Source organism: Micromonospora sp. NPDC002296 (assembly GCF_040296145.1).
Lineage (GTDB): Bacteria > Actinomycetota > Actinomycetes > Mycobacteriales > Micromonosporaceae > Micromonospora.
The window spans coordinates 1-26,240 of the sequence record NZ_JBEOWQ010000026.1 but is presented as its reverse complement, the minus strand read 5'-3'; the positions used below and the strand labels follow the sequence as shown (position 1 = coordinate 26,240).

The window sequence follows — 26,240 nt, the reverse complement described above, 5'->3', positions numbered from 1 at the left end:
ACTACAGAGTAGGCGCTTGTGAAGACACGCACAAATCGCGATCTTGAAGACACGCAACCCGCCGCCACCTGCCCCTCCGTTCCACAAGATCGATCCGGCGGCCCCGCACCGCCCCGCCGATTATTGCTCAATCCCGACTTCCCTCACCAATCGCGCGCCGGCCGGGCGACGCCTGGTAGGGCTGGCCATACGGCGAAAAGGCCGGGCGACGGGATGGGGCCGGCCGGGCCGGCTGCCTAGCCTCGAACCATGACCGCCGCTACCGTCACCGACCCGCCCGCCATCTCGCCCAGCGTCCCCCGCCAGCTCATGCACGATTCCAACTACGTGCTGCTCGGCCTGCCCCTGGCGCTGGCCAGCTTCGTGGTGTTGCTGGTGGGTCTGGCGCTCGGCCTGGGGCTGGTGGTGACCGTGATCGGCCTGCCGGTCCTCGCCGGCACCCTGTACGCCGCCCGCGGGCTGGCCGACATCGAACGGCTGCGGCTGACCGCCGTGCTCGGTCAGGCCCGGATCCGGCCGGACTACCGGCAGCCCGAACCCGGGGCGGGCGCCTGGCGGCGGATCTTCATGCCGATCCGGGACGCCCAGTCCTGGCTCGACCTGGCCCACGGCATCCTCAAGCTGATCGTGTCCCTCCTCACCTTCGTGGTGACCGTCACCTGGTGGGCCGGCACCCTGCTCGGCTGCCTCTACTGGGCGTACGACTGGGCGCTGCCGCAGAGCCCCGACAACCAGGGCCTCAACGAGCTCCTCGGCCTGGGCGACTCCCCCGCCGCCCGGATCGGGCTGAACACCGCGATCGGGGTGTTCTTCCTGATCACCCTGCCGATGGTGGTCCGGGGGTGCGCGCGGCTCCAGGCCGGCTTCGCCCGCGCCCTGCTCACCGGGGTGGCCGAGATGCGCAACCGGATCACCGTGCTGGAGGAGCAGAAGCGGGCCGCCGTCTCCGCCGAGGCCGCCGCGCTGCGCCGGCTGGAGCGGGACATCCACGACGGCCCGCAGCAGCGCCTCGTCCGGCTGGCGATGGACCTGAGCCGGGCCCGCCAGCAGCTCGCCACCGACCCGGAGGCGGCCGGCCGGACCCTGGACGAGGCGGTCACCCAGACCCGCGACACCCTCGCCGAACTGCGCGCCCTGTCCCGGGGCATCGCACCGCCGATCCTGGTAGACCGCGGGCTGCCCAGCGCCCTGGCGGCCCTGGCCGGCCGCGGGCTGGTCCCGGTCGAGCTGCGGATCGACCCTGCGCTGGAGGTCCCCGGCGGACGGCTCGACCCGGCCGTGGAGAGCACCGCCTACTTCGTGGTCGCCGAGGCGCTCACCAACGTCGCCAAGCACAGCGGGGCGACGGAGTGCGCGGTCGCGGTGACCCGGCACGAGCGCCGGCTGGCCGTCGGCGTGACCGACGACGGCCACGGCGGGGCGCACCTGGCCAAGGGGCACGGATTGGCCGGGATCGCCGACCGGGTGCGGGCGGCCGGTGGCCGGCTGGACGTGGTCAGCCCGGCCGGCGGCCCGACGGAGGTCCGCGCGGAACTGCCGCTGTGAGCGTCGACGGCCCGGCTCCCTGCCCGGACGTGGTAGACATCAGCATCATGCGGGTGGTCATCGCGGACGACGCCGTGCTGCTCCGGGAGGGGCTGGTGCGGCTGCTCACCGAACAGGGGCACGAGGTGGTGGCCGCCGTCGGCGACGGCGACGCGCTGGTCGAGGCGGTGGTGACCCACCGTCCGGACGTGTCGATCGTCGACGTGCGGATGCCGCCGTCGCACACCGACGAGGGGCTGCGCGCCGCCGTGGAGGCCCGCCGGCTGGTCCCGCGTACGCCGGTCCTGGTGCTCTCCCAGTACGTCGAGGTGTCGTACGCCGACGACCTGCTCGCCACCACCGGCGGGGCCGGCGGCGGCGGGGTGGGTTACCTGCTCAAGGACCGGGTGGCCGACATCGACGAGTTCATGGACGCGCTGGCCCGGGTGGCCGCGGGAGGCACCGTGCTCGACCCGGAGGTGGTGGGCCAGCTGCTGGTCCGCCGTCGGCGCGACGACCCGCTGCGCGAACTGACCCCCCGCGAGCGCGAGGTGCTGTCCCTGATGGCCGAGGGGCACTCCAACACGGCCATCGCCCGCGCCCTGGTGGTCACCGACGGGGCGGTGGAGAAGCACGTCCGCAACATCTTCACCAAGCTGGACCTGCCCCCGGACACCACCCAGCACCGCCGCGTCCTGGCCGTGCTGACCTACCTGCGCACCTGACGGCCCCCGGTCATCGGAGGGTGGCGGCGAGGGTGACCGCCTCGGTGAGGGTGTCGGCCACCGGGTGCCCGGACGCGCGCAGCCGGGCCTGGTCGGTGAACCCACCCGTGTAGAGCACGGCCCGGCCGCCGACCGATTCGGCGGCGTCGGCGTCGTCGATCGAGTCCCCGATCAGCACCACGTCGCGGCCGTTCACCCCCAGCTCGGTCAGGTGCCGCTCCAGCGACTCGGCCTTGCGGTCCCCGCCGACCGTCGCGCGCAGCCCGTCCACCCGGGCGAACCGGTCGGTCAGCCCGTGGGTGTGCACCGCGGGCACCAGCTCGTCGTGGAACCACATCGACAGCAGCGACTGGCCGCCCGGCCAGGCCGCCATCGCCACCGCCGCGTCGTCGGCGAGCACGCAGGTGGTCAGCCCGCTGCGGTACGCGTCGTGGAAAATCCGGTCCAGCTCGCCGAACGCCGCGTCGTCGACGGCCCGGCCGAGCACCTCGGCATAGTAGTCGGCGATCGGGCGGCGGAACCGCACCCGGTGCTCGTCCGCGCTGACCGTCGGGCCGCCCACGCTGGCGAAGACGGCGTTGGTGGCCGCCACCACCAGGTCGAGGTCGTTGAGCAGGGTGCCGTTCCAGTCCCACACGAGATGGGGGCGCGCAGGGGTCATCCCAGCACGATAGGACCCGCCCCGACGCGCGGGGAAGGGCGGGGAAGGGCTGGGACCGGCGGCGCGGGGCCTCAGAGCTGCGGGGTGGTCAGGTCCCGCAGCAGCCGCTCCTCCTCCACCCGCCAGTAGCCGTGCTCCTTGCCGTCGAGCAGCACCACCGGCAGCCGGTCGCCGTACTCGCGCTCCAGCTCCACGTCGCCGGTCACGTCCCGCTCGATCCACCGGTCCCCGGTGACCGCCACCACCCGGTCGAGCGCCACCTTGGCGTCCTCGCAGAGGTGGCAGCCAGGGCGGGTGATCAGGGCGAGTCGGGCGTCACTGGACATCGGTAACCTCCGTGCGGATGTCGGCCGGCGCCGCCGGGTGCCGGCCTGAGCTGGGTCTTGCGCACCTTGCCGATCGCCGAGTACGGCAGCGCGTCGACGGACTCGACGGCGGTCGGGCACCTGAACCGGGCCAGGTTACGGGCGCAGTGTGCGAGCAGTTCCTCCCCGGTCACCGGGGCGCCCCGGCGCCGGCGCCACGTACGCCCGGACAGTCTCCCCGGTCCGCGGGTGCGGCACACCCGGTACCGCCGACTCCGCCACCCCCGGATGCGGGCGGGCACCGCCTCCACCACGTGCGGGTGGACGTTGAGGCCCGCCAGCCGCCGGCGGGCGGTGGCCGTCGGTCGGCACGGAGGGTGAGCGGGGTGCCGGGACGGCCGGCGGCCGGGTGCGGCCAGGGCGTGCGCGGCCGCGGTCACCGAGGCGTCCGATTGTGATCAGGTCAGGGTGGTGTCCCGCCGACGCAACGCGGCCGGCCGCCGTGGTCGACCGCCGCCCCGGCGGAGCCGGTCGACGAGGTTCGGCGCGGAGTCGTCGGCCACGTCCGGCGCGGTGGCAGAGTCTGGCACAGCCTCCGCTCACCGGCCATGCCCGACGCCGCGTCCGGGCCCACGCCGGCACCGTCCCGCCGGCCCGGTCGCACGCCGTCCGGCCGCCCGCCGGAGGGGCCGGCATCAGCCCGGTGAGCTGGGGTTCCATTGCGGACCAGCTCCCCGGGCGAAAGTCAACCACACGCGACGGACAACCGGTCCGCCATCGGCGCGACGGGCCGGGAAATACTTCCGCTCTGTGTAACGGACTTGCCACGCGCGGGTGACGTTGGCCCTATCATCACTCGGGTCGGCTCACCCCATTTGCCGTGAGTCGACACCCCTCAGCCCGAGGAGGCCCCCGTGCCTGTGAGCGCATTGGACCAGCACCTCAATGGGATCTGCCGCCCGTCGGCATGTCCCGGAAGGACCCTGCCCGGCCACCATGGACCCGCCCGCGCGGCGGCGGGCCGGCGGCCGGAGTGGGACCGGACCGGGGAGGCACGGTGACCAGTTTCGGCTACGCAGAGCGACCGGGCGGGCTGGCCGGGGCGGCCCGCGCCGCCCTCAACGAACGGCTGGGCGCGTCGCGCGGCTCGGACGACATGTGGAGCAGACCCGTGCGCGGCGACGGAGCGTCCAGACGCCCGCCCAGCGGCTCGCACCACAACGAGGCCCCACCTCGCCCGGCCGCGCCCGGAGGCAACGGCGGCCGGGTCGCATCGCCGGCCAGGCCGGTGATGCCGGCCCAGGGCCGGCGCACCGGCGACACGCCACCGGCGACCGACCCGGCGGCGACCGAGACCGCGGTGCTGCCGGCGGTGCCCGCCGGGCCACCCGCCGGCCCGCCGGCCGGGCCTGGCGGCACGTCGACCGGCTACCCGAGCCGGCCCGACCCGTCCGACCCGGCCACGGAGGTCTGGGCGCTGATCGAGCGCGCCCAGGCCGGCGAGTCCGAGGCCTTCGGGCTGATCTACGACCGGTACGTGGACACGGTCTTCCGCTTCGTCTACTTCCGGGTGGGCAACCGACAGCTCGCCGAGGATCTCACCTCCGACACGTTCCTGCGCGCCCTCAAGCGGATCGGCAGCTTCACCTGGCAGGGCCGGGACCTCGGCGCGTGGCTGGTCACCATCGCCCGGAACCTGGTCGCCGACCACTTCAAGTCCGGGCGGTACCGGCTGGAGGTCACCACCGGCGACGTGCTGGACGCCGACCGGGAGGACCGCGGGCCGGAGGGCAGCCCGGAGGCTGCCGTCGTCGAGCACATCACCAACGTCGCGCTGCTCACCGCCGTGAAGCAGCTCAACCCGGAGCAGCAGGAGTGCATCGTGCTGCGGTTCCTCCAGGGATTCTCGGTCGCGGAGACCGCCCGGGCGATGGGCAAGAACGAGGGCGCGATCAAGGCGTTGCAGTATCGGGCGGTCCGGGCCCTGGCCCGGCTCCTGCCGGACGGCTTCCAGCCCTGATCCGACCGCCGCAGCGAGCCCGACCCCGTTTCCCGGTCGGCCCCGACCCGGCCGCCGCGCCACGCGGGGCCTCCGGTCGACGTCCCAGCCAGCGAAGGCTGCCCTGCTCACCCGCCCCCGGCCGTTGGATCGACGCTCACCACAGCGTGACGCCCATCACTCTTCGTGGTTTCGCTCCCGCCAGCCCCGTAACCCGTGCCCGGCGCGGAGCGTTTCTCCGGGTGCGACCGGTGGTTGCCCCGGCATCCCCGGGCCCCACGGTCCGGACAGCGCGGCCGGCCACGGCCTTTCGTTCGTCGGCGCGCGCTGCCGCCGGTCGCTGGTGAGGACAGCGGCCGACCGGCCGTGACCAGCGAGAGGAGGTGCCTGCGGTGGACAGTGACCTCTTCTCCCGCCGGCGCGCCGAGCGCTTCGCGCAGCTTCTCGACGAAGCCAACGGCGGCCGACGTCACCACGTCAGGTCCCGGGCCGACGACCAGCTCGCCGCGCTCGTCGCGGTCAGCCGACAGTTCAGCGCCGATCCCCCGACCGTCGAGATAGACACCGGCTTCCGCACCGGGCTGCGGGCGATGCTCGTCGCCACGGCCGAGCGGGAGGGTGTCGGCGCCACGGCGACCGGGGCGACCGAGGCGGGGCCGGCCGGCCACCGGGGCGCGGTCGGCGCCGGGCAGCGCGGCTCGTTCCTGCCCGCCGTGACCGCCCGCCGGGCCCGCGCCCGGGGCGCCATCCTGGTCGGGGTGGCCGCCGGCGCCATCGCCGTCTCCGGCATCTCCGCCGCCAGCGAGAACGCGGTGCCCGGCGACGCCCTGTACGGCATGAAGCGCTCCACGGAACGGGCCCAGCTCGCGCTGGCCAGCTCGGACCTCAGCCGGGGGCAGCTCTTCCTCGACTTCGCCCGCACCCGACTCGACGAGGCCGCCGCGCTGCGCGGGGACCGGCTCGGGTTCGAGGCCGTCCTCGACGACATGGACTCGGACAGCCGCCAGGGCGTACGGCTGCTCACCAGCGCCGCCGCGCAGCGCACCGACCCGTCCGGCCTGGACGCGGTGAACACCTTCGTCGCCGGGCAGCGCCGGACGGTCGGCGACCTGCTCGACGGGGCCAGTCGGGCGGAGCGGGACCGGGTCCGCCGGTCGCTCGCCCTGCTCGACGCGATCCGGAAGCGCTCCGACGCCCTGCGCGCGGCCATCGACTGCGGGCTGCCCGCCCCCGCCGGCAGCGACGCGCTCGGCCCGACCCCCGCGGCCTGTCCCGGCGACCGCTGAGCCACCCACCGGCCAATCCGCCGCCGCGCCGCGCGACGGCCTCGGCCCAGTCCGTCACGGGGTGCCGACAAGGGCCTCTCACCAGCGGATGGGCATTGTGCGCCACAGTTCCCGCTCGACCGGCCGGGAGGGGCACCCGGCCCGGTTACCCTCGCGGAAGGCACTGGTCGTGGTCGTCGAGCGAGGGAGGTCACGTGGCCCGTACCCGCAAGGTGACGGTCAGCACCGACCGCCACGGTCACACGGCCGGCTGGGCGGAGACCGAGGCCGCGCCGGCCACCCCGATCGCCCCCGACCCGGGCGCCGCCGCGTTCTTCGACGTGGACAACACGATGATGCAGGGCGCGTCGATCTACTGGTTCGCCCGCGGGCTCGCCGCCCGGAAGTACTTCACCACCGGCGACCTGGCCCGGTTCGCCTGGCAGCAGCTGCGGTTCCGGGTGCTCGCCACCGAGCATGCCGGGGACATGTCGCAGGCCAAGGAGGCCGCGCTGGCCTTCGTCGAGGGCTGGCGGGTGGACGACGTGGAACGGCTCGCCGAGGAGATCTTCGACGAGCTGATGGCCCCCCGGATCTGGGCCGGCAACCGCCGCCTCGCGCAGCGGCACCTCGACTCCGGTGAGCGGGTCTGGCTGGTCAGCGCCGCGCCCGTCGAGATCGGCCGGGTGATCGCGGCCCGGCTGGGCCTGACGGGGGCGATCGGCACGGTTGCGGAGGTGGTCGACGGCGCGTACACCGGCCGGCTGGTCGGCGACCTGATGCACGGCCCGGCCAAGGCCGAGGCGGTGGCCCAGCTCGCCGAGGTCGAAGGGTTGGAGCTGTCCCGCTGCTCCGCCTACAGCGACTCCGCCAACGACCTGCCCATGCTCTCCACGGTCGGCCGGGCGGTGGCGATCAACCCGGACGGCGCCCTGCTGCGGCAGGCCCGGCAGCAGGGCTGGGAGGTACGGGACTTCCGCACCGGTCGGCGGGCGGTCAGGATCGCCCTGCCGTCGACGGCAGCGGCCGGGGTGCTGGCCGGCGCGGTTAGCGCCGGTCTGGCCCTGCACCGCCGCCGCAACCCCCACTGACCCACCCCCACCCCAAGGGCGTCAGGGGCCGAAGGGGTCGGGGCGGCGTTCCAGCAGGCTGTGCAGGGTCTGCTGGATGGTCTCCCGCACCTGGTCGGCGAGGTTGAACACGACCAGCGGGTCGTCGGCGGAGTCGGTGAGGTGGGCGGTCGGGATCGGGGGGCAGAACTCGATCAGCCACTTGCTCGGCAGCGGCACCATCCCCAGCGGGCCGAGCCACGGGAACGTCGGCGTGACCGGGAAGTACGGCAGCTTGAGCAGTCGCGCGAGGGGCTTGATGTCGGCGAGCATCGGGTAGATCTCCTCGCCGCCCACGATGGCCACCGGCACGATCGGGGTGCCGGTACGCAGCGCCGCCGAGACGAACCCGCCCCGGCCGAAGCGTTGCAGCTTGTACCGGTCGGAGTAGAGCTTGCCGACGCCCTTGAACCCCTCGGGGAAGACGCCCACCAGTTCGCCGGAGCCGAGCAGCCGCTCGGCGTCCGGGTTGCAGGCGACCGTCCCGCCGGTCTTGCGGGCGACCGCGGAGAGCACCGGCATCCGGAAGACCAGGTCGGCGCCGAGCAGCCGCAGGTAGCGGTGGGCCGGGTGCTGGTCGTGCAGGGCTGCCGAGAGAATCAGCGCGTCCAGCGCCACCGTGCCGGAGTGGTTGCCGACCACCAGGCCGGCCCCGTCCGCCGGGATGTGCTCCAGGCCGGTGACCTCGGTGCGGAACCAGTCCCGGTAGAGCATCCGCAGCACCGGGTGGAAGACCGACTCGGTCAGGTCCGGGTCGAAGCCGAATTCGTCCACGGGGTAGTCGCCGGAGAACCGGCGTCGCAGGAACGCCAGTCCGGAGGCGACCCGCCGGTCCCACACGTCGCCGGGCCCGTCCGGGACCGCCGGCTCCCGCGACCCGGAATCCACCGGCTCACCCGTCGGGGCGGCGTCCGAGGCCGGGGCGGCGTCCGGGATCAACGCGGCGTCCGAGGCCGGGGCGGCGTCCGAGGTCGGGGCGGCGTCCGAGGCCGGGTGACGGCCGTTGCGCCGCGCCGGCTCCCCGTCCTGGCCTGCCACGACCAGCGGTACGTCGTACCGGCCGTTGGCCCCGGCACTCCCGCCCTGCTCGTCCGGCCGGCTCACGGCTGCTCCCGTACGGCCGCGCGCACCTGGCGGATGCCGTCGAGGACGGCCCGTTCGGCGGCGGCGAGGTACTCCCGGGTGACCACCACCCCGCCCTGGTGGGCGCGGATGAAGTCGTCGAACGCGGCGACGGTCGACCGGGGCGTGAAGCCGTACTCGCGCTCCAGCGCGGAGGTGTCGACCACCCGGCCGTGCACGAAGAGGTCGACCTGGTCCAGGCCGTACCGGCCGAAGCCGAGGTTGCGGGCCATCGCGGCGGCCCCGGACAGGCCCGGTTCGAGCACCGGGACGCCCACCCGGCCGGCCCGCCGGATCGCCTGGGACAGGGCGAGCACGCCCGGCCCTGCCACGTTGTACGTCCCCGGGTGGTCCTCGGCCACCGACCGGTGCAGCACCTCCAGCGCGTCGTCGAAGTGCACGAACTGCAGCCGGGGGTCCCGCCCGAACACCGTGGGCACGAACGGCTGGGAGAAGTACCGGGTCAGCGTGGTGTCGGCGGTGGAGCCGATGAACGGCGCGAACCGCAGCACGGTGGCCGTGACGTCGGGACGGCGGCGGCGGAAGCCGCGGACGTACCCCTCGATGTCGAGGATGTCGCGGCCGAAGCCGCCGCGCGGCACCTCGCGCGGCTCGGTCTCCTCGGTGAAGACCGCCGGGTCGCGGAACGATGCCCCATACGCGGCGGTCGACGAGCGGACCACGAGCTTGCGTAGCCGGGGCGCCCGCTGGCAGGCGGCGAGGAGCTGCATGGTGCCGATGACGTTCTGCTCCTTCATCGCCGATCGCCCGCCCTGCTGCTGGTCGGGGGCCGTGGCGAGGGCGAGGTGCACGACGGCGTCGACGTCGAGGTCGGCGAGGAGGCCGCCGAGGGAGTCGAGGTCGATCCGGATCAGCTCGACGCCGCCGAGGAGGCCGGCGAGCTCCGGGTTCGGGTCGGCCGGGTCGACGCCGATCACCCGCTCGATCCGCGGGTCGGCGGCGAGCCGGGCCGCGACGTGGGCGCCGAGGTAGCGGCCGGTCCCGGTGACGACAACCACCCCCGGGGCACCTGAGGTGCCACCGGGGGTCATGTCGTGCACCTACCTCGGCAGGGGAGATCGAGCCGGGGCAACCGCGGCCTGATCAACTGAGCCTCCGAGGGTCGACAGTTGGCGAGCGACGTCGATGCCGGGCCAGGGCCCGGCCCGGGTCACTTGCCGAGACGGCGACGCTGGACGCGGGTCTTGCGCAGCAGCTTGCGGTGCTTCTTCTTAGCCATGCGCTTGCGGCGCTTCTTGACCACCGAGCCCATACGACGACAGCCTTTCGATTGCAACGTGCGGGGCGGACCGGATGACACCACGCAGTGGCGCCGACGACCGCTTGCGGACAACGGACCGGACCGACTGGCGGGCGGTGGGGCGCACCGGTGTCAGGTCACGGTCCGGTCCAGGGTAGCCGGAGAGCGTCAGCAGGACCAACGCGCCCCCGTCGATGCCCGTTACGTCGCATCCGACCGGGTGGCCGGGGACGGGTCAGGCGGTTTCCTGGAAGGCGCCCCGCAGGTACTCGTGCACCGCGTGCTCGGGCACCCGGAACGACCGGCCGACCCGCACGGCGGTCAATTCACCGCTGTGCACGAGACGGTAGACCGTCATCTTGGACACCCGCATCACCGACGCCACCTCGGCGACGGTGAGGAACTTGACCTCCGACAGCCGCCCGTCGGACTGTGACCCGGCCATGGCTCACCGACCCATCCCATGCCCGGCGCGTGCCGCCGGACGGGATGCTCCCGCCAGGACGGGCTACGCGCGTGTTACCAGTACGGTAGCGGGACGGCTGTGACCGGCGCGATCCCTTCCCACAACTGATCATGCCGGATGGCCGTTTCCCGGCCGGCCACCTGGCGTTTTCCGCCCGGACGACCCCGCCGTCCCGTCCCGCCCGTGATCGACCCGATGTCAGCGGCATGGGGAAATCCCGCCCGGGGGACCGCGACGTCACGCCCGGGACACGGTGCTGCGGCCACCTGCGAGCGCGGAAGGCGTCCGGTGGCTCCGGCGGCGCCACCGGAGCCACCGGACGGGTGCCCTGGCTCGCTTCCGGACGCGAACCAGGGCTCCGCGCTGGGAGCGCGCCTAGTGTCTCAGGCCCACCCGGCAGCCCCGACAGCGGTCGATCATGAGGGCTGGAGCACCGCGCCACCGCCGGCCACACCCCGGCCGCAGTCCCCGCGACCACGGCTGAGCCGCGACAGTCAGTCCAGGCAGAACTCGTTGCCCTCGGGATCGGTCATCACGATGAAGCCGGCGCCCATCGGGGGGTCGGGCTCGTAGCGACGTACCCGCGTCGCTCCCAGCGCGGCGAGCCGGTCGCACTCGGCCTCCAGCGCCGCCATCCGCTCCTCTCCCCGCAGGTCGGGCGCCACCCGGACGTCGAGGTGGACGCGGTTCTTGGCGACCTTGTCCTCCGGCACCCGCTGGAAGAAGAGCCGTGGACCGTGCCCCTCCGGATCCTCGACCGCCGAACTCGTGTTGCGCTGTTCCTCCGGCACGCCGATCCGCGCGAGGAAGTCGTCCCACGCGGCCAGCGGGTCGGCGTCCTCCGGCAGGTCGACCCCGGGCGGGCCGGGATGGACGTAGCCCAGTACGTCGCGCCAGAAGAACGACAGCGCCCGCGGGTCATGGGCGTCGAAGGTGACCTGGATGTGGCGGCTCATCGGATTGCTCCGTTCGTAGCGGGTTCCGAATGCGGGTAGAGGTCGCGCAGCAGGCAGACCTCGGACAGGTGGTGGATCAGCTCGCGATGGATGTGCAGCACCAGATCGGCCATGAGCAACTCGGGGTAGGGCTCCTTCGCGCCGACCGGCACCCGGAGCCCGGCCTCGCCGAGGTCGCGCACCCCGGCCAGCCACACGTCGAGCTGGGCCTCTAGCTGGTCGAGCGCGGTGGCCGCGCTGCCGGCATACTCCCAGGTCTCGTACGACGCCGCCGGCGCGCCGAAGTGCGCGGCGTTGCGCGTGGCGAGCACGCCGACGATGACGTGGCCGAGCCGCCAGGCGATCGTGGTGACTGCCGCGGGGACCGGCGCGGGAAAGGCGTAGTCGATCGTGAAGTCCCCGGCACCGCCCTGCACGGGCGCGGTCGAGCTGCCGCGCGGGCGCACGCTCCAGGCGTCCGGCACCGGCGACCAGAAGTACTCGTCGTCGGTGAGGCCGGCGAGCCGGGCTCGGAGCTGATGGTTCCAGTGGAACTCGAACTGCTCGCGCAGCGTCCGGTTCCAGTCGAGTGCGTCTGCGTCCATGAAGCCACCCTGGCACCCCTGGCGGACAGATTCGGTCCGCTATCCCTGGCAGGGTGGGCGACATGGGCGTGGCGCGCGGTGACGAGCGGGGTACGACGGAGCGGGTGCTGACCCTGCTCGGGCTGTTGCAGCAGCGCCAGGTCTGGACCGGCCCCGAGCTCGCCGACCGGCTCGGGGTCACGCCGCGCACGGTACGGCGTGATGTCGAGCGGCTGCGCAAGCTCGGCTATCCGGTGCATGCCAGCCAGGGTGTCGGCGGCGGCTACCAGCTCGGACCGGGACAGAACCTGCCGCCGCTGCTGCTCGACGACGAGGAGGCGATCGCCACCGCGGTCTCGCTGCTCGCCGGCGCGGGTGGCGGGGTCGCCGGAGCCGGCGACGCCGCGCTCCGGGCGCTGGCCAAGCTCGACCGGGTGCTGCCCAGCCGGCTGCGGCACGAGGTGCGCGCGCTCTCCGGCTCGGTGGAGTCCTTCGGCGGCGGCCACCCGCCGATCGACCCCGAGGTGCTCATGACGTTGGCCAGAGCCTGCCGCGACGGGGTCGAGGCCGGCTTCGGCTACCCGTCCGGGAGCGAGGCGCGGCGGCGGGTCGAGCCCTACCGCCTGGTCGCCTCCGACCGGCGCTGGTACCTCCTCGCCTACGACCTCGACCGCGACGACTGGCGCAGCTTCCGCGTCGACCGGATGACCGAGGTGGCGGCACGGACCTGGCGCTTCCGCCCGCGCGCGGCGCCCGACGCGGCGACGTACGTGCAGGAGGGTGTGGCGAGCCGGGTCTACCCGCACCGGGCGCGCTTCCTCGTGCACGCGTCGGCCGACACGGTGCGCGCGCAGATCCCGGCGTCGGCGGCCGTCGTACGACGGCGCGGAACCGAGCTCTGCGAGGTGCTCAGCGGCGCCGGCAGCCTCGACTTCGTGCTCATGCACATGGTCCTGCTGGGGCACGACTTCACGGTGCTCGATCCCCCGGAGCTCGGGAGCCGCTGTCGCGCGCTGGCGGAGAGACTGCTGTCGGCCGGTGGCCTGCCCGGTGGGCACGGTCAGCCGGCCGCCGAACGGGCGTAGCCGACGCACTCGTCGTGCAGCCCTGTCCAGAACTCGCCGAACGCCTGCACCGACGCCTTCTCCGGCGTCCGCCGGTCGTGCACCACCGCCCTGAAGAACGCCAGGACCCGCTGCTCGCCGAACCGGTCGACGAGGTGCCGCACGGCCAGGTAGCTGACGCCGTAGCTGCCGCCGACCCGCTGGGCGGGGGCGTCGTCGGCCGGGGCCAGGTCGTCCAGCCGGCCGTTCCAGCCGCCGCCCGGGGCGAGCATCTTGCGCACCTCGGCAAGCCCCTCGTACCGGCCGACCGGCGTTGCCCCGGTGCCCGCGTACTCGGCGATCCCCTCCACCAGCCACCAGGTGGACGTCCCCGGGTAGCCGCGCTCGGGCAGGGACGCGGCGTGGGTCAACTCGTGCCGGAGCAGGTCGTCAGCGCCGGTGGCGGAGAGTCCGTCGGCGTTGAGCACCACCTCGTAGTGGCCGCCGCCGACGGTGACCGCGTACCCGCCGGTCCACGTCGGCCGGCCGCCGCCGTACCAGCTCAGCCACTCGGCGCGGCCGGCGTAGAAGACCCGGTACCGGTCGGGCGGCGCGCCCCCGACCGCGTACCCGTCGGCGGCCCGGGCCGCCGCCTCGGCCTGGCGGAGCAGGCCGGGCAGCTTCCCGCGCAGCGCCGGGGTGGTGGCCACGACGGTACGCGGACCGACCGCGACCACCAGCTCGCTGACCTCCCACGGCCGGGTGCCGGTCTCGACGGACCGGGACTCCTCCATGGCGACCAGCAGGGGCGCCCCGGCGGCGTCGCGCCACCGGGTGTTGATCAGCACGGGGCTCGGCCGGCAGCCGGGCACCACGAGGCAGTACTGGAAGCGGACCATGATCCGCCACTCGTCGGGCCGGCCGGGGACCAGGGTCGGCAGGCCGGTCTGCTCGGGCCGCCAGACGGTGACCCGCAGCGCCCGCAGGGCGTCGTACCGGCGGGTGAGGGCGGGGCGGGCGGCCGGCTCGGCGACGGCGAGGAACCCGGCCCGGTCACCGCCGAGCAGGGCGGTGGCCTGGCGGTCGAGCTGGACGGCGATCCGCTCGCCGAGCTGACCGGCCGCCAGGGTGGCGGGGTCGGCCGCGGCGGCGGGCCCGAGCCTGCCGACCACGGACCGGCCGGCTGCCTCGTGCAGGACGCCGACCAGCAGCACGGCGGGGAGGCCGCAGGTGAGCAGCAGGAGGACCACACCGAGGGCGACCAGGAGCGGCCACGGCTTGCGTCGCCGCGGTTCGTCCCACCTGTCCAGCCCATCGGTCACCCGGCGAAGGTTACGACCTCCGGGCCGTTCGGGCGAGCGCCGCCACGGCCGTCCGGGGCCGCCTACTTCTTCGAGACGAGGGCCCGGCCGAAGAAGGCCAGGTTGGCGGGGCGCTCGGCGAGCCGGCGCATCAGGTAGCCGTACCAGTCGGTGCCGTACGGCAGGTAGGTGCGGACCCGGTAACCCTCGCCGACCAGCCGGGCCTGCTCCTCCGGCCGGATGCCGTAGAGCATCTGGAACTCGAAGCGGTCGGACCCCCGGTCGAACCAGCGGGCCCGGTCCTCGCCGATGGCGATCAGGCGCGGGTCGTGGGTGGCCAGCATCGGGTACCCGTCGCCGGACATCAGGATGTTCATGCACCGCACGTACGACTTGTCCACCTCGCGGGCGGACTGGTACGCCACCGACTCCGGCTCCTTGTACGCCCCCTTGCACAGCCGCACCCGGGACCCGACCGACGCCAGCTCCCGGCAGTCCGACTCGGTCCGCCGCAGGTACGCCTGGAGCACCGCGCCGGTCGACGGGAAGCTCTTGCGCAGCCTGGCCAGCACGTCCAGTGTCGAGTCGGTGGTGGTGTGGTCCTCCATGTCCAGGGTGACCGTGGTGCCCGCCTCGTCCGCCGCCGCGCAGATCGCCCGCGCGTTGTCGTACGCGAGCTGCTCGTCGAACATCTGGCCGAGCGCCGAGAGCTTCACGCTGACCTCGGCGGCGGGGGTGAGCCCGGCGCCGGAGAGCAGCCTCAGCAGCCTCAGGTACTCGTCCCGGGTGGCGGTGGCCTGCTCGGGGGTGACGGTGTCCTCGCCGAGGTTGTCGATGGTGACCGCGAGGCCGTCCGCGACGAGTTCGCGGGTCGCGCGTAACGCGTCGTCGGTGCCGGAGCCGGCGACGAAACGGCGGACGACGTCCCGGGTGAACGGGGCCGTCGCGACGAGCCGCTCGACCTGGGTTGACCGGGAGGCGGCAAGGATGACGGAACGGAGCATGAGCCGAGGGTAACGCCCGGGCGTGTCCCCGCGTCGGGAGGCGGGCACCGTACGTCGACCCCGGGCCCCGGGGCTGCCGAGGTGGCGCGGATCGACTACAACGATCCACGTGGAAGAACGTCCTCGACGCCGACTCCGGTCGGCCACCGTGCAGCTCGGCGCGCTGACCGCCCTCGCGCTCACCCTCTCCGGCTGCAACATGTCCTCCGACGACGATGACGACTGCGCGCTCGGGCCGGTCGGTGGCGGGACGACCGTGGCGCTGGCGATGAACGTGCCCGCCGCCGCCACCCGCACCGAGCCGGGGCCGGTCACGGCGGCCGTGCCGGAGCGCGGCGGGTTCGGCACCCACCTCGCCTCCTGCGGGGGCTGACGTGCGGCGCGAGGCGGTCACCCCCCGCCCGGACTGGGACGCCACCGTCCGCTCGCAGGGCCTGGTCTACATCGACACCGAACTGCCCGACGGCGGGATCATGTCGTACTGGGACGAGACCGCGGCGTACGTCTTCGGCCTGGAGGAGGTGCTCCGGCTGGAGGAGGCGACCGCGGAGCTGCACCGGATGTCCGTCGCCGCCGCCGAGCACATCGTGGCCCGCAACCGGTACGCCGAGCTGGGCATCCCGGCCTGGGCGGCCGGGGCGGTGGCCCGGTCGCTGCGCGAGGCGCCGCCGAGCCTCTACGGCCGCTTCGACCTCTGCTACGACGGCACCTGGCCGCCGAAGCTCCTGGAGTACAACGCCGACACCCCGACGTCGCTGGTCGAGGCGAGCATCGTCCAGTGGTACTGGCTGGAGCAGACCCGCCCCGAGGCGGACCAGTGGAACAGCCTGCACGAGCGGCTCGTCGCCGCCTGGGCGAGGTTCGGCGCCGACCTGCACGACAAGCAGGTGCACGTGGCCTGGTCGAACGAGGAGGAGTCCGGCGAGGACCAGATCACCGCCGGGTACCTGGCCGAGACGGCCCGGCAGGCCGGGCTCGCGGCGGAGCTGCTGCCGATCCAGGACGTCGGCTGGGACGGCCGGCGCTTCGTCGACGCCGCCGACCGGCCGGTCACCACCTGCTTCAAGCTCTACCCCTGGGAGTGGATGCTCGCCGAGCCGTACGGCCGGCTGGCGCTGGACCCGGGCACCCCGACCACCTGGATCGAGCCGGCGTGGAAGCTGCTGCTGTCCAACAAGGCGCTGCTCGCCGTGCTGTGGGAGCTGTACCCCGGCCACGAGTACCTGCTGCCGGCATACCTGGACTCGCCGCGCGGCATGACCGAGTACGTGGCCAAGCCGCTGCTCGGCCGGGAGGGCGGCTCGGTGCGGATCGTCACCGGCGGCAAGGAGATCACCAATCCGGGCAGTTACGGCGACGAGGGCTTCTGCTACCAGGAGTTCCGGGCCCTGCCGGAGTTCGCCGGCAACCACGTGGTGCTGGGCAGCTGGATCGTCGACGGGCAGCCGGCCGGCGCGGGGGTCCGGGAGAGCCGGAGTCTGATCACCGACGGCTACGCCCGGTTCCTGCCGCACTACATCGACACACCGCGACTCCCCGGAGTCGTCTACGGTTGAAGGCGTGAACTTCGACGCGTACGCCCGGACCGGGGTTGACCTCGTCAACGCCCGCCTGGACGACCTCGACGACCTGCGGGCCATCTTCCCTGACGAGAACGCGTGGATGCGCGACGAGGTCGCGGAGCGGGACCTCGCGATCTTCCGGCGGGCACAGAAGCGCCTGCGCGACATCTTCGACTACGGCACCTCCGGGCGGGACCCCCAGGCGGTGGCCGAGCTGAACACGCTGCTGGAGGCGTACCCGGTTCAGCCGCGCATCTCCGGCCACGACTCCAGCGACTGGCACATGCATGTGACCAGCCGGGGTGCGTCGGTGAGCGCGGAGTACCTGGCCGGCGCCGTGTGGGGGCTGTCGGTCTGGCTCTGCGAGTACGGCAGCGCCCGGTTCGGGGTCTGTGCCGACGAGCGCTGCGGCAACGTCTACCTGGACACCTCGTCGAACTGTTGCCGGCGGTTCTGCTCGGAGCGCTGCGCGACCCGCTCGCACGTGGCCGCGCACCGGGCCCGCAAGCGCGCGGCGATCGGCGAGCAGGTTGCCGCGCCGGCCGACGAGTCCCTCAGCCCGGTGAGCTGACCCGACCCGCCGACGGCTCGGGGCCGGGTGCCGGGCCGCGCCGGGGCGGTCAGGCGTCGATCGGGGACGGGGCGGTGAGGTGGGCGCGGGCGAACTCCAGGGCCTCGCGCAGGTCGGCCTCGCGGACCGCGCGGCTCTTCGCGCCCCGGGTGGTGACCTCCACGGCGACCGAGCCGGTGAAGCCGCGCCCGGCGAGCGACCGGAGCAGCTCGGCGCAGGGCTGCGTGCCTCGCCCCGGTACCAGGTGCTCGTCGCGCCCCTCGCCGGTGCCGTCGCCGAGGTGCACGTGGGCCAGGGCACCGCCCATCCGGTCGGCCAGCTCCAGCGCGTCGGTGTGCGACGCGGCGCAGTGCGACAGGTCGAGCGTGTACGACGGGTAGCCGGTCTCGGTCGGGTCCCAGCCCGGCACGTACGGGACGAACTGCCGGCCGGCCATCCGCACCGGGTACATGTTCTCCACCCCGAAGCGCAGGCCGTCGAACCGGTCGGCGATCGTCGCCAGCCCCTCGGCGAAGTTGCGGGCGTAGTCCCGCTGCCAGGTGAAGGGCGGGTGCACCACGACGGTCGGCGCGCCCAGCGTCTCGGCCAGCTCACCGGCCCGACGCAGCCGCTCCCACGGGTCGGGGCTCCACACCCGCTGGGTGACCAGCAGGCAGGGCGCGTGGACGGAGAGCACCGGCACCCCGTAGTGCTCGGCCAGGCCGCGCAGCGCGCCGGCGTCCTGGCTCACGGCGTCGGTCCAGACCATCACCTCGACGCCGTCGTAGCCGAGCGCCGCGGCCAACTGGAACGCCGCCGCGGTCCGCTCAGGGAAGACCGAGGAAGTGGACAGGAGCACCGGCACGCGGGAAGTCACACAAGCCAGCGTAGCCCGGCCCGGTTGCGGCATCGTGACGAGCGGTCGCAAACCACCGCGTAACGCCACGGTTTCTCACATCGGTGTGAGCTGATCCAGCCGGCGCAGGATGACCCCCTCGCGCAGCGCCCACGGGCAGATCTCCAGCGACCGCACGTCGAGCCGGCGCATCACCGCCTCGGCCACCACCGCCCCGGCCAGCAGTTGGTGTGCCCGCCCGACGCTCACCCCCTCCAGCTCGGACAGGTGGCGCGGCGGGATGTGCCGGACGAAGCCGAGCACCTGCCGCAGGCCGTCCCGGGTCAGGCTGCGCCGGACCCGGAGCCCGGCACCGGACGGGGCCGCGCCGGCCAGCCGGGCCAGCGTGCGGAACGTCTTCGAGGTGGCCACCGGGCGTTCCCAGCGGATCTCGGCCATCTTCTCCGCCACCGGGTCGAGCAGCCCGTCGACGTACTCCCGGAGTTCCTCCACGGCCTCGACGGACGGCGGGGTGTCGCTGTCGGGGTCGACCCGGAGCCGGTCGCGGGTCAGCCGGCCCGCGCCGAGCGGGAGGGACACCGCGACGTCCGGGTACTCGTCGATGCCTGCGGCGATCTCCAGCGACCCGCCGCCGATGTCAAGCGCCAGCAGTCGCCCGGCCGACCAGCCGAACCACCGCCGCACCGCGAGGAACGTCATCCGCGCCTCGTCCGTGCCGGAGAGCACCTCCAGGCGTACGCCGGTCTCGTCGCGCACCCGGGCCAGCACCTCCTGCGCGTTGGTGGCCTCGCGCACGGCGGAGGTGGCGAACGCGATCAGGTCGGCGGCGTCCAGCCCGGCGGCGGCGGCCCGGGCCGCGCCCACCGCCTTGACCAGGCCGTCCGCCCCCGCCTCGGTGAGCGCGCCGTCGGGGCCGATCTGCTCGGCGAGCCGGAGCACCACCTTCTCGGAGTGCGCGGGCCAGGGGTGCGCGCCGTGGTGGGCGTCGACCACCAGCAGGTGCACGGTGTTGGACCCGACGTCGAGGACTCCCAGTCGCATGCTGAAGACAGTAGGGCCTGGTCGGATCGTCGGCTCGCCGGTGGGACCGGGCAACCGGGCGTACGCTGGGCCGGGTGACGAGCCAGATCGAGATCCGGGCCCTGGTCGACGAACCCGACGACCCGCGCAGCCGGGAGGTCGGGCTGGACTTCCCCCGGGAGTGGATCGAGTTCGTCGACCCGGCCGACGCCACGCACGTGGTCCGGGCCGACCTGACCTGGCTGCTGTCCCGCTGGACGTGCGTTTTCGGCAAGGGCTGCCACGGCATCGTCGCCGGCCGGGCCGCCGACGGCTGCTGCTCGCACGGCGCGTTCTTCACCGACCCGGACGACGAGAAGCGGGTCCGCGCGGCGGTCAGGCGGCTCACCCCGGGGACCTGGCAGCACTTCCGGCGCGGGTTCAGGAACTGGACCTCCGAGGACACCATCGACGGCGAGAACCCAGCCCGGCGCACCGCCACCCGCGACGTCGACGCCCCGTGCGTGTTCCTCAACGACGCCGACTTCCCGGCCGGCGGCGGCTGCGCGCTGCACGCCCAGGCGCTGCGCGACGGGGTGCACCCGCTGGAGTACAAGCCGGACGTCTGCTGGCAGCTCCCCGTCCGGCGGGACCAGGAGTGGCACAAGCGCCCGGACAACACCAAGGTGCTGATCTCCACCCTGACCGAGTTCGACCGCCGGGGCTGGGGCGCGGGCGGGCACGACCTGGACTGGTGGTGCACCTCGTCGACGGACGCGCACGTCGGCGCCGAGCCGATGTACGTCTCGTACGGCCCGGAGCTGACCGCGCTGATCGGCGCGCCCGCGTACGCGAAGCTCGCCGAGCTGTGCGCGGCCCGGCTCCGCCAGGGTCAGGTCGCCCCGCACCCGGCCAGCGGCTGAGGCCCTGCGGCGGTCGGTCGGCCGGGCCTCCCCGCACGCCGGGGCTCCCCGGCGCGGTCACGGCTCGAACTTGTAGCCCAGGCCGCGGACGGTGACGATGAACCGTGGTGCGGACGGCTCCGGCTCGATCTTCGAGCGCAGCCGCTTCACGTGCACGTCCAGGGTCTTGGTGTCGCCGACGTAGTCGGCCCCCCAGACCCGGTCGATGAGCTGCCCCCGGGTCAGCACCCGGCCGGCGTTGCGCAGCAGCAGCTCCAGCAGCTCGAACTCCTTGAGCGGGAGCTGCACGCTGCCCCCGTCCACGGTGACCACGTGCCGCTCGATGTCCATCCGCACCGGGCCTGCGGCCAGGGTCGGCGCGCCCGAGTCGGTCGCCTCCTGGCTCTGCCGGCGCAGCACCGCCCGGATACGGGCGACCAACTCCCGGGGCGAGTACGGCTTGGTGACGTAGTCGTCGGCCCCGATCTCCAGGCCGACCACCTTGTCGATCTCGCTGTCCCGCGCCGTGACCATGATGATCGGCACGTGCGAGCGTTGGCGGAGCTGCCGGCACACCTCGGTGCCGGACATCTCGGGCAGCATCAGGTCGAGCAGCACGATGTCGGCGCCGGTCCGGTCGAACTCGGTGAGGGCTGCCGGTCCGGTGGCCGCGACCGAGACCTCGAAGCCTTCCTTGCGGAGCATGTACGACAGGGCGTCGGAGAACGACTCCTCGTCCTCGACCACCAGAACGCGGCTCAACGGGTTTGTCCTTTCATCGCGGGTCAGGCCTGCCGGAGCTCGGCCGGGCCGGCCTCGATCCCACCGGACGGCGTTGTCGGCAGGAGGTCGTCCGGTGGACGGGCGGGCAGCCGGAGGGTGAACGTCGACCCACCCCCTAGAGTGCTCGACACCTCGACCCGTCCGCCATGGTTGCTGACGATGTGTTTGACGATGGCCAGGCCCAGCCCGGTGCCGCCGGTGGCCCGGGACCGGGCCTGGTCGGCGCGGTAGAACCGTTCGAAGACCCGCTCGACGTCGGTCGGCGCGATCCCGATCCCCTGGTCGGCGACGGAGATCGCGACGTGTTCGCCGTCGGCCCGGGCGGTGACCCGGACCGTGGTGTCCTCGCCCGAGTAGTTGACGGCGTTCTCGACCAGGTTGGCCACGGCGGTGGCGATCTGGGAGTCGCTGCCGTACACGGTCAGCCCGCGCTCACCCTCGATGATCACCTCGACGCGGCGGGCGGCGGCGCTGGTGCGGGTGCGGTCGAGCACCTCGGCGACCACCCAGTCCACCGCGACCGGCTCGGGCGCGGGCTGCGGCTCGGCCCCCTGGAGCCGGGTCAGCTCCAGCAGCTCCTGCACCAGCCGGCCCAGCCGGGTCGACTCGTGCTGGATGCGCTCGGCGAACCGGCGGGCGGCGACCAGGTCCTCGGGGAGGTCGGGGGCCGCCGCGCCGGCCGGCTCGGTGGCGTCCAGCAGCGCCTCGGCGAGCAGTTGCAGGGCCCCGATCGGGGTCTTCAGCTCGTGGCTGACGTTGGCCACGAAGTCCCGGCGGACCTGGGCCAGCCGGTGCGACTCGGTCACGTCGGCCGCCTCGATCGCCACGTGCCCGCCGCCGACCGCCATCGCCCGCAGGTGCACGCCGAGCGGGCCCGGGCCGGCGTTGTCGCGGCCCCGCGGCAGGTCCAGCTCGATCTCGCGCCGCGCGCCCGTGCGGCGCACCTGCCCGGCCAGCGTACGGATCAGCGGGTGCGCGGCGATCGTGCCAGGGGTGGCCCCGGTGCGCAGCAGCCCCATCGCCCGGGCCGCCGGGTTGACCAGGACGGGCACGTCGTCGGTGTCGAGCACCACGACGCCGGCGCGCAGCGAGTCCACCGTCCGGCGGCCGAGGCTGGACAGGACGGTCTGCTGATCGTCGACCATCGCGGGCCTCCCCCTGATCCTGAGCAGGCGGCCGAACCCGCTGCTCCCGGCGGTCGGGCCGCGGCGGCGCCACGCCCCCACGAGCCGGGGCAGCAGCGCCCCGATGGCCAGCCCGGCCACCAGCGCCACGACCATCGCCGCCGTCACCGCCCATTCCACCCGGCGATCGTAGGGTCATTGTTCACCGGGTTATCGCCATAAACGGGATGAAACGCCCTCGCTTCCGGCAATGTTCACTCCTCGGTCCCGCGCCGTTCACCGGCGTTCACCTCCGGGCATCTCCCCCGACCTACGGTGGTCGCGCACCTGCTCAACCCCTGCGCCGACGCCCGGACCGCCGGGCCGTCGACCACCGACCACAGGACGTGATGATGCGCGACGAGTTCCGGGCCGACCTCCAGATCGTCAGCCAGTTGCTGGTGGACATGGCGGAGGCCATCCGTGCCGCCATGCGCGAGGCCACCCGCGCCCTGCTCACCGCCGACCGTCAGGCGGCCGAGACCGTGATCGAGCGGGACGCCGAGATCGACGACCTCTACCGGCACGTCGAGGAGCGGGTCTGTGACCTGCTCGCCCGGCAGGCGCCCGTCGCCTCCGACCTGCGGGCCATGATCACCGCCCTGCACGTCGCCGCCGACCTGGAGCGGATGGGCGACCTGGCCGACCACGTGGCGAAGACCGCGCTGCGCCGGCACCCGTCCCCGGCGGTCCCGGCGGAGCTGCGGCCGGTCTTCACCGACATGGCGTCGATCGCCGACCGGATGGCCGAGAAGATCGGCAAGGTGCTGGCCGAGCCCGACGCCGACCTCGCCGCCGAGCTGGACCGCGACGACGACACGATGGACGACCTGCACAGGAGCCTGTTCGCGGTGCTGCTCGGCGACGACTGGCCGTACGGGGTGGAGACGGCGATCGACGCCACCCTGCTGGGCCGCTTCTACGAGCGGTTCGCCGACCACGCGGTCAACGCCGGTGAGCGCGTCGTCTACCTGATCACGGGGGAGCCCGCCGCATCGGCCGAGTGAGCCGGTCCGGCCCAGCGAACCAGGTGGGCCGGGTCGGCCGAGTGAGCCGGTCCGGAAGGGGCCCCTGCCGCGCACGAGGCGTCGGCAGGGGCCCCTTCCGGCGTCGTCAGCGGCCCTGGTTGGCGACCGCGGCGGCGGCGGCCTTGGCGGCGGTCGGGTCGAGGTACGTCCCGCCCAGGGTGAGCGGGCGCAGCTGCGGGTCCAGGTCGTAGCGCAGCGGGATGCCGGTCGGGATGTTCAGCTTGGCGATCGCGGAGTCGCTGATCTGGTCGAGGTGCTTGACCAGGGCGCGCAGCGAGTTGCCGTGCGCGGCCACCAGCACCGTCCGGCCGGCCAGGATGTCCGGCACGATCGAGTCGTACCAGTACGGCAGCATCCGCTCGACGACGTCCTTGAGGCACTCGGTGCGCGGCATCAGCTCGGTCGGCAGCAGCGCGTACCGGGGGTCGCCGACCTGCGACCACTCGTCGTCGTCGGCGATCGGCGGCGGCGGCGTGTCGTACGACCGGCGCCAGAGCATGAACTGCTCCTCGCCGTACTCGTCCAGGGTCTGCTTCTTGTCCTTGCCCTGCAACGCGCCGTAGTGACGCTCGTTGAGCCGCCACGACCGGCGCACCGCGATCCAGTGCCGGTCGGCGGCGTTCAGCGCCAGCTCGGCGGTGCGGATCGCCCGGCGCATCACGCTGGTGTGCACGACGTCCGGCAGCAGGCCGTGCTCGCGCATCAGCTCCCCGCCGCGCCGCGCCTCGACCTCGCCCTTGGCGGTCAGGTCGACGTCGACCCAGCCGGTGAAGAGGTTCTTCGCGTTCCAGTCGCTCTCGCCGTGCCGCAGCAGGACCAGCGTCCCGATGGTGGGCCCTTCGCTCGCAGTCATGCCGATCATCCTGCCGTACGCCCCCGGCGGACACGCGGGGACCGGCGGTGACGACCACCACGTGGAAAAGCTGGTGACCGGCGATCACGGGCGGGACTAGTTTGTAAGGCGCACTAGATAGGTCGGTCATTACCAAGGCGGGGGCGCGAGCGTGCGGACGATGCGGGGCTGGTTCCGGGACACCACCGGCGGACTGCCGAGGACCTTCTGGTACCTGTGGACCGGCACCCTGATCAACCGGCTCGGCTCGTTCGTCCTGATCTTCCTGGCCATCTACCTCACCCAGGAGCGCGGCTTCGACGAGCTCGCGGCCGGCCTGGTGCTCAGCCTCTGGGGCGTCGGCGGCGCGGTCGGCACCACGCTGGGCGGGACGCTCGCCGACCGGTGGGGCCGGCGACCCACGCTGCTCACCGCCCACCTCGGCGCGGCGAGCATGATGCTCGCCCTCGGCTTCGCCCGGGAACTCTGGGCGGTCGCCGTCGGCGCGCTGCTGCTCGGCCTGTTCGCCGAGGCGGCCCGGCCGGCGTTCGGCGCCATGATGATCGACGTCGTCCCGGAGCGGGACCGGCTGCGCGCGTTCTCGCTCAACTACTGGGCCATCAACCTCGGCTTCGCCAGCGCCGCGATCCTCGCCGGGCTCGCCGCCGAGGCCAGCTACCTGCTGCTGTTCGTGATCGACGCGGTCACCACCCTGGCCACCGCCGTGATCATCTTCGTCAAGGTGCGGGAGACCCGGGTCCCGGCCGTCGCGGTCGCGCGCGCCCCGGGGGCGGCCCGCCCCCGGGGCGCGCTGCGCACCATCGGAACCGACCGGGTGTACCTGGGCTTCGTCGCGCTCAACCTGCTCGGCGCGCTGGTCTTCCTCCAGCACATCTCGATGCTGCCGATCGCCATGGGCGACGACGGCCTGAGCCCGTCCACCTACGGCACGGTGATCGCGCTCAACGGGGTGCTGATCGTGGCCGGGCAGCTCTTCGTCCCCCGGCTGATCCGGGGGCGCAGCCGCTCGCACGTGCTCGCCCTGGCCTCCGTGGTGATGGGGGTCGGCTTCGGGCTCACCGCGTTCGCGGACGTCGCCTGGTTCTACGCGCTGACCGTGCTGGTCTGGACCCTCGGCGAGATGCTCAACTCGCCGTCCAACTCCACCCTGATCGCCGAACTCTCCCCCGCCGACCTGCGCGGCCGGTACCAGGGGGTGTTCTCGCTGTCCTGGCAGCTCGCCGGGGCCACCGCCCCACTGCTCGGCGGCCTGATCCGGCAGCAGGCCGGCAACGGCGCGCTCTGGCTGGGCTGTGCGGTGATCGGCGCGGTGATGGCGGTCGGCCACCTGGTCTCCGGCCCGGCCCGGGAGCGGCGGGCCGTCGCGCTACGCCCGCCGGCCGCGCCGGTGGAGCCGGTCACCGTCGTCCGCCCCCTGACGCCGCAGGCGGCCGAGGCCGCGGCCACCGCGCCAGCCGAGCCGGTCGGGTCCGCCACCGAGGGGTACGCCCCGGAGCCCGACCGGGTCGCCCCGACCCGGTGACCAGGGACACCCTGGCGCGCCCGGCCCCGAATTTCCTACCGTCGACGCCGTAATTGTCAACAAGCTTTACCAGGAGGTCGGATGCATCCCCTGCGGCGCTGGTGGCATGACTCCGCAGGCGGACTCCCCGCCACGTTCTGGTACCTCTGGGCGGGTCTGCTGATCAACCGGGCCGGCGCGTTCGCCATGCTCTTCCTGCCGCTGTACCTGACCGAGGCACGCGGGGCGAGCACCGCGCTGGCCGGCGCGGTGGTCGGGGCCTACGGGGCCGGCGGCGCGGTCGGCGTGCTGCTCGGCGGGGTGCTGGCCGACCGGTGGGGGCGGCGGGCCACGCTGCTCGCCGCGCACCTGGCCACCGCCGGGCTGATGGTCGGGCTGGCCTTCAGCCGGCACCTGGCCGCCATCGCCGCGCTGTCCGCCCTGGTCGGGGTGGTGCACTCCATGCCCAGCCCGGCCTTCGTCGCCGCGATCGTCGACGTGGTGCCGGAGCATCGCCGTTCCCGCGCGTTCAACCTCCAGTTCTGGGCGTTCAACCTGGGCATGGCCGTGGCCTCGCTGCTGGCCGGCCTGCTCGCCGAGGCGAGCTTCCTGGCGCTGTTCCTGGTCGACGCGGCGGCCACCCTGGCCGCCGCCGTCGTGATCGGGTGGAAGGTCCCCGAGACCCTCACCCTCACCCGCGCCCGGTCCGCCCGGTCCCCGGACCACGGCCACCGGACCG

30 protein-coding genes are annotated in these 26,240 nt (G+C 73.9%); 13 read left to right on the top strand and 17 right to left on the bottom strand.

Annotated features, from left to right (window positions below):
• Nucleotides 1–249: 249 nt before the first annotated feature.
• Nucleotides 250–1,545 (top strand): sensor histidine kinase, encoded by a 1,296-nt coding sequence (locus ABT023_RS19965; RefSeq protein ID WP_350887743.1) that lies wholly within the window; start codon nucleotides 250–252, stop codon nucleotides 1,543–1,545.
• A gap of 47 nt (nucleotides 1,546–1,592) precedes the next feature.
• Nucleotides 1,593–2,249, top strand: coding sequence for a response regulator (locus tag ABT023_RS19960; protein WP_350887845.1), 657 nt, complete (start codon nucleotides 1,593–1,595; stop codon nucleotides 2,247–2,249).
• Between the two features lie 10 nt (nucleotides 2,250–2,259).
• Here ABT023_RS19960 and ABT023_RS19955 read toward each other — a convergent pair whose 3' ends face one another.
• From ABT023_RS19955 to ABT023_RS19940, 4 genes are all read right to left on the bottom strand, one after another.
• Nucleotides 2,260–2,910, bottom strand: a complete 651-nt coding sequence (locus tag ABT023_RS19955; protein WP_350887741.1) for an HAD family hydrolase — start codon at nucleotides 2,908–2,910, stop codon at nucleotides 2,260–2,262.
• A 71-nt stretch (nucleotides 2,911–2,981) separates the two neighbouring features.
• Nucleotides 2,982–3,236, bottom strand: a complete 255-nt coding sequence (locus ABT023_RS19950; protein ID WP_350887738.1) for a glutaredoxin family protein — start codon at nucleotides 3,234–3,236, stop codon at nucleotides 2,982–2,984.
• 135 nt (nucleotides 3,237–3,371) lie between these two features.
• On the bottom strand, nucleotides 3,372–3,473 hold the full coding sequence (locus ABT023_RS19945) for a hypothetical protein (RefSeq protein ID WP_350887736.1): 102 nt from the start codon (nucleotides 3,471–3,473) through the stop codon (nucleotides 3,372–3,374).
• Nucleotides 3,474–3,673: 200 nt separating this feature from the next.
• Entirely contained in the window at nucleotides 3,674–3,805 is a 132-nt protein-coding gene (locus ABT023_RS19940) for a hypothetical protein (protein ID WP_350887733.1), read from the bottom strand.
• Between the two features lie 566 nt (nucleotides 3,806–4,371).
• On the opposite strand from ABT023_RS19940, the gene ABT023_RS19935 reads away from it, so the two are divergent.
• The 3 genes from ABT023_RS19935 (at nucleotide 4,372) to ABT023_RS19925 (ending at nucleotide 7,570) form a co-directional block, all read left to right on the top strand.
• Nucleotides 4,372–5,235, top strand: coding sequence for an ECF subfamily RNA polymerase sigma factor, BldN family (locus ABT023_RS19935; RefSeq protein ID WP_502890727.1), 864 nt, complete (start codon nucleotides 4,372–4,374; stop codon nucleotides 5,233–5,235).
• A gap of 371 nt (nucleotides 5,236–5,606) precedes the next feature.
• Entirely contained in the window at nucleotides 5,607–6,500 is an 894-nt protein-coding gene (locus ABT023_RS19930) for a DUF5667 domain-containing protein (protein ID WP_350887727.1), read from the top strand.
• Between the two features lie 95 nt (nucleotides 6,501–6,595).
• Nucleotides 6,596–7,570 (top strand): HAD family hydrolase, encoded by a 975-nt coding sequence (locus ABT023_RS19925; protein ID WP_502890721.1) that lies wholly within the window; start codon nucleotides 6,596–6,598, stop codon nucleotides 7,568–7,570.
• Nucleotides 7,571–7,591: 21 nt separating this feature from the next.
• Here the strand turns inward: ABT023_RS19925 and ABT023_RS19920 are convergent, their stop codons facing one another.
• The 6 genes from ABT023_RS19920 to ABT023_RS19895 all read right to left on the bottom strand — a co-directional run bounded on the left by ABT023_RS19920 (nucleotide 7,592) and on the right by ABT023_RS19895 (nucleotide 11,977).
• Complete coding sequence (locus ABT023_RS19920) at nucleotides 7,592–8,476, bottom strand: lysophospholipid acyltransferase family protein (protein ID WP_350887842.1); 885 nt, start codon at nucleotides 8,474–8,476, stop codon at nucleotides 7,592–7,594.
• Nucleotides 8,477–8,688: 212 nt separating this feature from the next.
• Nucleotides 8,689–9,762, bottom strand: a complete 1,074-nt coding sequence (locus ABT023_RS19915; protein WP_350887721.1) for an NAD-dependent epimerase/dehydratase family protein — start codon at nucleotides 9,760–9,762, stop codon at nucleotides 8,689–8,691.
• Nucleotides 9,763–9,881: 119 nt separating this feature from the next.
• A complete protein-coding gene (locus ABT023_RS19910) occupies nucleotides 9,882–9,983 on the bottom strand; it encodes a 30S ribosomal protein bS22 (RefSeq protein WP_007465623.1) in 102 nt (33 codons plus the stop codon).
• Nucleotides 9,984–10,206: 223 nt separating this feature from the next.
• On the bottom strand, nucleotides 10,207–10,416 hold the full coding sequence (locus ABT023_RS19905) for a helix-turn-helix domain-containing protein (RefSeq protein WP_117664974.1): 210 nt from the start codon (nucleotides 10,414–10,416) through the stop codon (nucleotides 10,207–10,209).
• Nucleotides 10,417–10,931: 515 nt separating this feature from the next.
• Nucleotides 10,932–11,393: a VOC family protein gene (locus ABT023_RS19900; RefSeq protein ID WP_350887718.1), complete on the bottom strand. Its 462-nt coding sequence runs from the start codon at nucleotides 11,391–11,393 to the stop codon at nucleotides 10,932–10,934.
• Nucleotides 11,390–11,977, bottom strand: coding sequence for a DinB family protein (locus ABT023_RS19895; RefSeq protein ID WP_350887715.1), 588 nt, complete (start codon nucleotides 11,975–11,977; stop codon nucleotides 11,390–11,392). Before ABT023_RS19895 ends, ABT023_RS19900 begins: the two co-directional genes overlap by 4 nt.
• Nucleotides 11,978–12,039: 62 nt before the next feature.
• On the opposite strand from ABT023_RS19895, the gene ABT023_RS19890 reads away from it, so the two are divergent.
• Nucleotides 12,040–13,041, top strand: coding sequence for a helix-turn-helix transcriptional regulator (locus tag ABT023_RS19890; RefSeq protein ID WP_350887712.1), 1,002 nt, complete (start codon nucleotides 12,040–12,042; stop codon nucleotides 13,039–13,041).
• Here the strand turns inward: ABT023_RS19890 and ABT023_RS19885 are convergent.
• Both ABT023_RS19885 and ABT023_RS19880 read right to left on the bottom strand, forming a co-directional pair.
• Nucleotides 13,017–14,321: a hypothetical protein gene (locus ABT023_RS19885; RefSeq protein ID WP_350887709.1), complete on the bottom strand. Its 1,305-nt coding sequence runs from the start codon at nucleotides 14,319–14,321 to the stop codon at nucleotides 13,017–13,019. The genes ABT023_RS19890 and ABT023_RS19885 overlap by 25 nt on opposite strands.
• Nucleotides 14,322–14,383: 62 nt before the next feature.
• Nucleotides 14,384–15,304, bottom strand: a complete 921-nt coding sequence (locus ABT023_RS19880) for a proline dehydrogenase family protein (RefSeq protein WP_350887707.1) — start codon at nucleotides 15,302–15,304, stop codon at nucleotides 14,384–14,386.
• 109 nt (nucleotides 15,305–15,413) lie between these two features.
• Between ABT023_RS19880 and ABT023_RS19875 the strand changes: the two genes are divergently transcribed.
• The 3 genes from ABT023_RS19875 to ABT023_RS19865 are packed head-to-tail and all read left to right on the top strand — an operon-like array spanning nucleotide 15,414 to nucleotide 17,437.
• On the top strand, nucleotides 15,414–15,677 hold the full coding sequence (locus tag ABT023_RS19875) for a hypothetical protein (RefSeq protein ID WP_350887704.1): 264 nt from the start codon (nucleotides 15,414–15,416) through the stop codon (nucleotides 15,675–15,677).
• A 1-nt stretch (nucleotide 15,678) separates the two neighbouring features.
• Entirely contained in the window at nucleotides 15,679–16,860 is a 1,182-nt protein-coding gene (locus tag ABT023_RS19870; RefSeq protein WP_350887702.1) for a glutathionylspermidine synthase family protein, read from the top strand.
• Between the two features lie 4 nt (nucleotides 16,861–16,864).
• Nucleotides 16,865–17,437, top strand: coding sequence for a CGNR zinc finger domain-containing protein (locus ABT023_RS19865; protein WP_350887700.1), 573 nt, complete (start codon nucleotides 16,865–16,867; stop codon nucleotides 17,435–17,437).
• Between the two features lie 49 nt (nucleotides 17,438–17,486).
• Here ABT023_RS19865 and ABT023_RS19860 read toward each other — a convergent pair whose 3' ends face one another.
• Together ABT023_RS19860 and ABT023_RS19855 are read right to left on the bottom strand one after the other, a co-directional pair.
• Nucleotides 17,487–18,293: a sugar phosphate isomerase/epimerase family protein gene (locus ABT023_RS19860; protein WP_350887697.1), complete on the bottom strand. Its 807-nt coding sequence runs from the start codon at nucleotides 18,291–18,293 to the stop codon at nucleotides 17,487–17,489.
• A gap of 75 nt (nucleotides 18,294–18,368) precedes the next feature.
• On the bottom strand, nucleotides 18,369–19,313 hold the full coding sequence (locus ABT023_RS19855) for a Ppx/GppA family phosphatase (protein WP_350887694.1): 945 nt from the start codon (nucleotides 19,311–19,313) through the stop codon (nucleotides 18,369–18,371).
• A gap of 74 nt (nucleotides 19,314–19,387) precedes the next feature.
• Between ABT023_RS19855 and ABT023_RS19850 the strand changes: the two genes are divergently transcribed.
• Nucleotides 19,388–20,194, top strand: a complete 807-nt coding sequence (locus ABT023_RS19850) for a DUF3109 family protein (RefSeq protein WP_350887692.1) — start codon at nucleotides 19,388–19,390, stop codon at nucleotides 20,192–20,194.
• 57 nt (nucleotides 20,195–20,251) lie between these two features.
• Here ABT023_RS19850 and ABT023_RS19845 read toward each other — a convergent pair whose 3' ends face one another.
• Nucleotides 20,252–20,935 carry a response regulator gene (locus tag ABT023_RS19845; protein WP_350887690.1) on the bottom strand — a complete coding sequence of 228 codons (684 nt, stop codon included), beginning with the start codon at nucleotides 20,933–20,935 and terminating at the stop codon, nucleotides 20,252–20,254.
• Nucleotides 20,936–20,958: 23 nt separating this feature from the next.
• Complete coding sequence (locus ABT023_RS19840) at nucleotides 20,959–22,260, bottom strand: sensor histidine kinase (protein WP_350887688.1); 1,302 nt, start codon at nucleotides 22,258–22,260, stop codon at nucleotides 20,959–20,961.
• Nucleotides 22,261–22,472: 212 nt separating this feature from the next.
• Here ABT023_RS19840 and phoU point away from each other — a divergent pair, with 212 nt between their 5' ends.
• Nucleotides 22,473–23,126 (top strand): phosphate signaling complex protein PhoU, encoded by a 654-nt coding sequence (gene phoU / locus ABT023_RS19835; RefSeq protein WP_350887686.1) that lies wholly within the window; start codon nucleotides 22,473–22,475, stop codon nucleotides 23,124–23,126.
• Nucleotides 23,127–23,232: 106 nt separating this feature from the next.
• Here the strand turns inward: phoU and ABT023_RS19830 are convergent, their stop codons facing one another.
• Nucleotides 23,233–24,000: a phosphoglyceromutase gene (locus ABT023_RS19830; RefSeq protein WP_350887683.1), complete on the bottom strand. Its 768-nt coding sequence runs from the start codon at nucleotides 23,998–24,000 to the stop codon at nucleotides 23,233–23,235.
• A 151-nt stretch (nucleotides 24,001–24,151) separates the two neighbouring features.
• On the opposite strand from ABT023_RS19830, the gene ABT023_RS19825 reads away from it, so the two are divergent.
• Nucleotides 24,152–25,522, top strand: coding sequence for an MDR family MFS transporter (locus ABT023_RS19825; RefSeq protein WP_350887680.1), 1,371 nt, complete (start codon nucleotides 24,152–24,154; stop codon nucleotides 25,520–25,522).
• Between the two features lie 81 nt (nucleotides 25,523–25,603).
• A partial coding sequence (locus tag ABT023_RS19820) for an MFS transporter (RefSeq protein ID WP_350887677.1) occupies nucleotides 25,604–26,240 on the top strand: 637 nt, incomplete at its 3' end.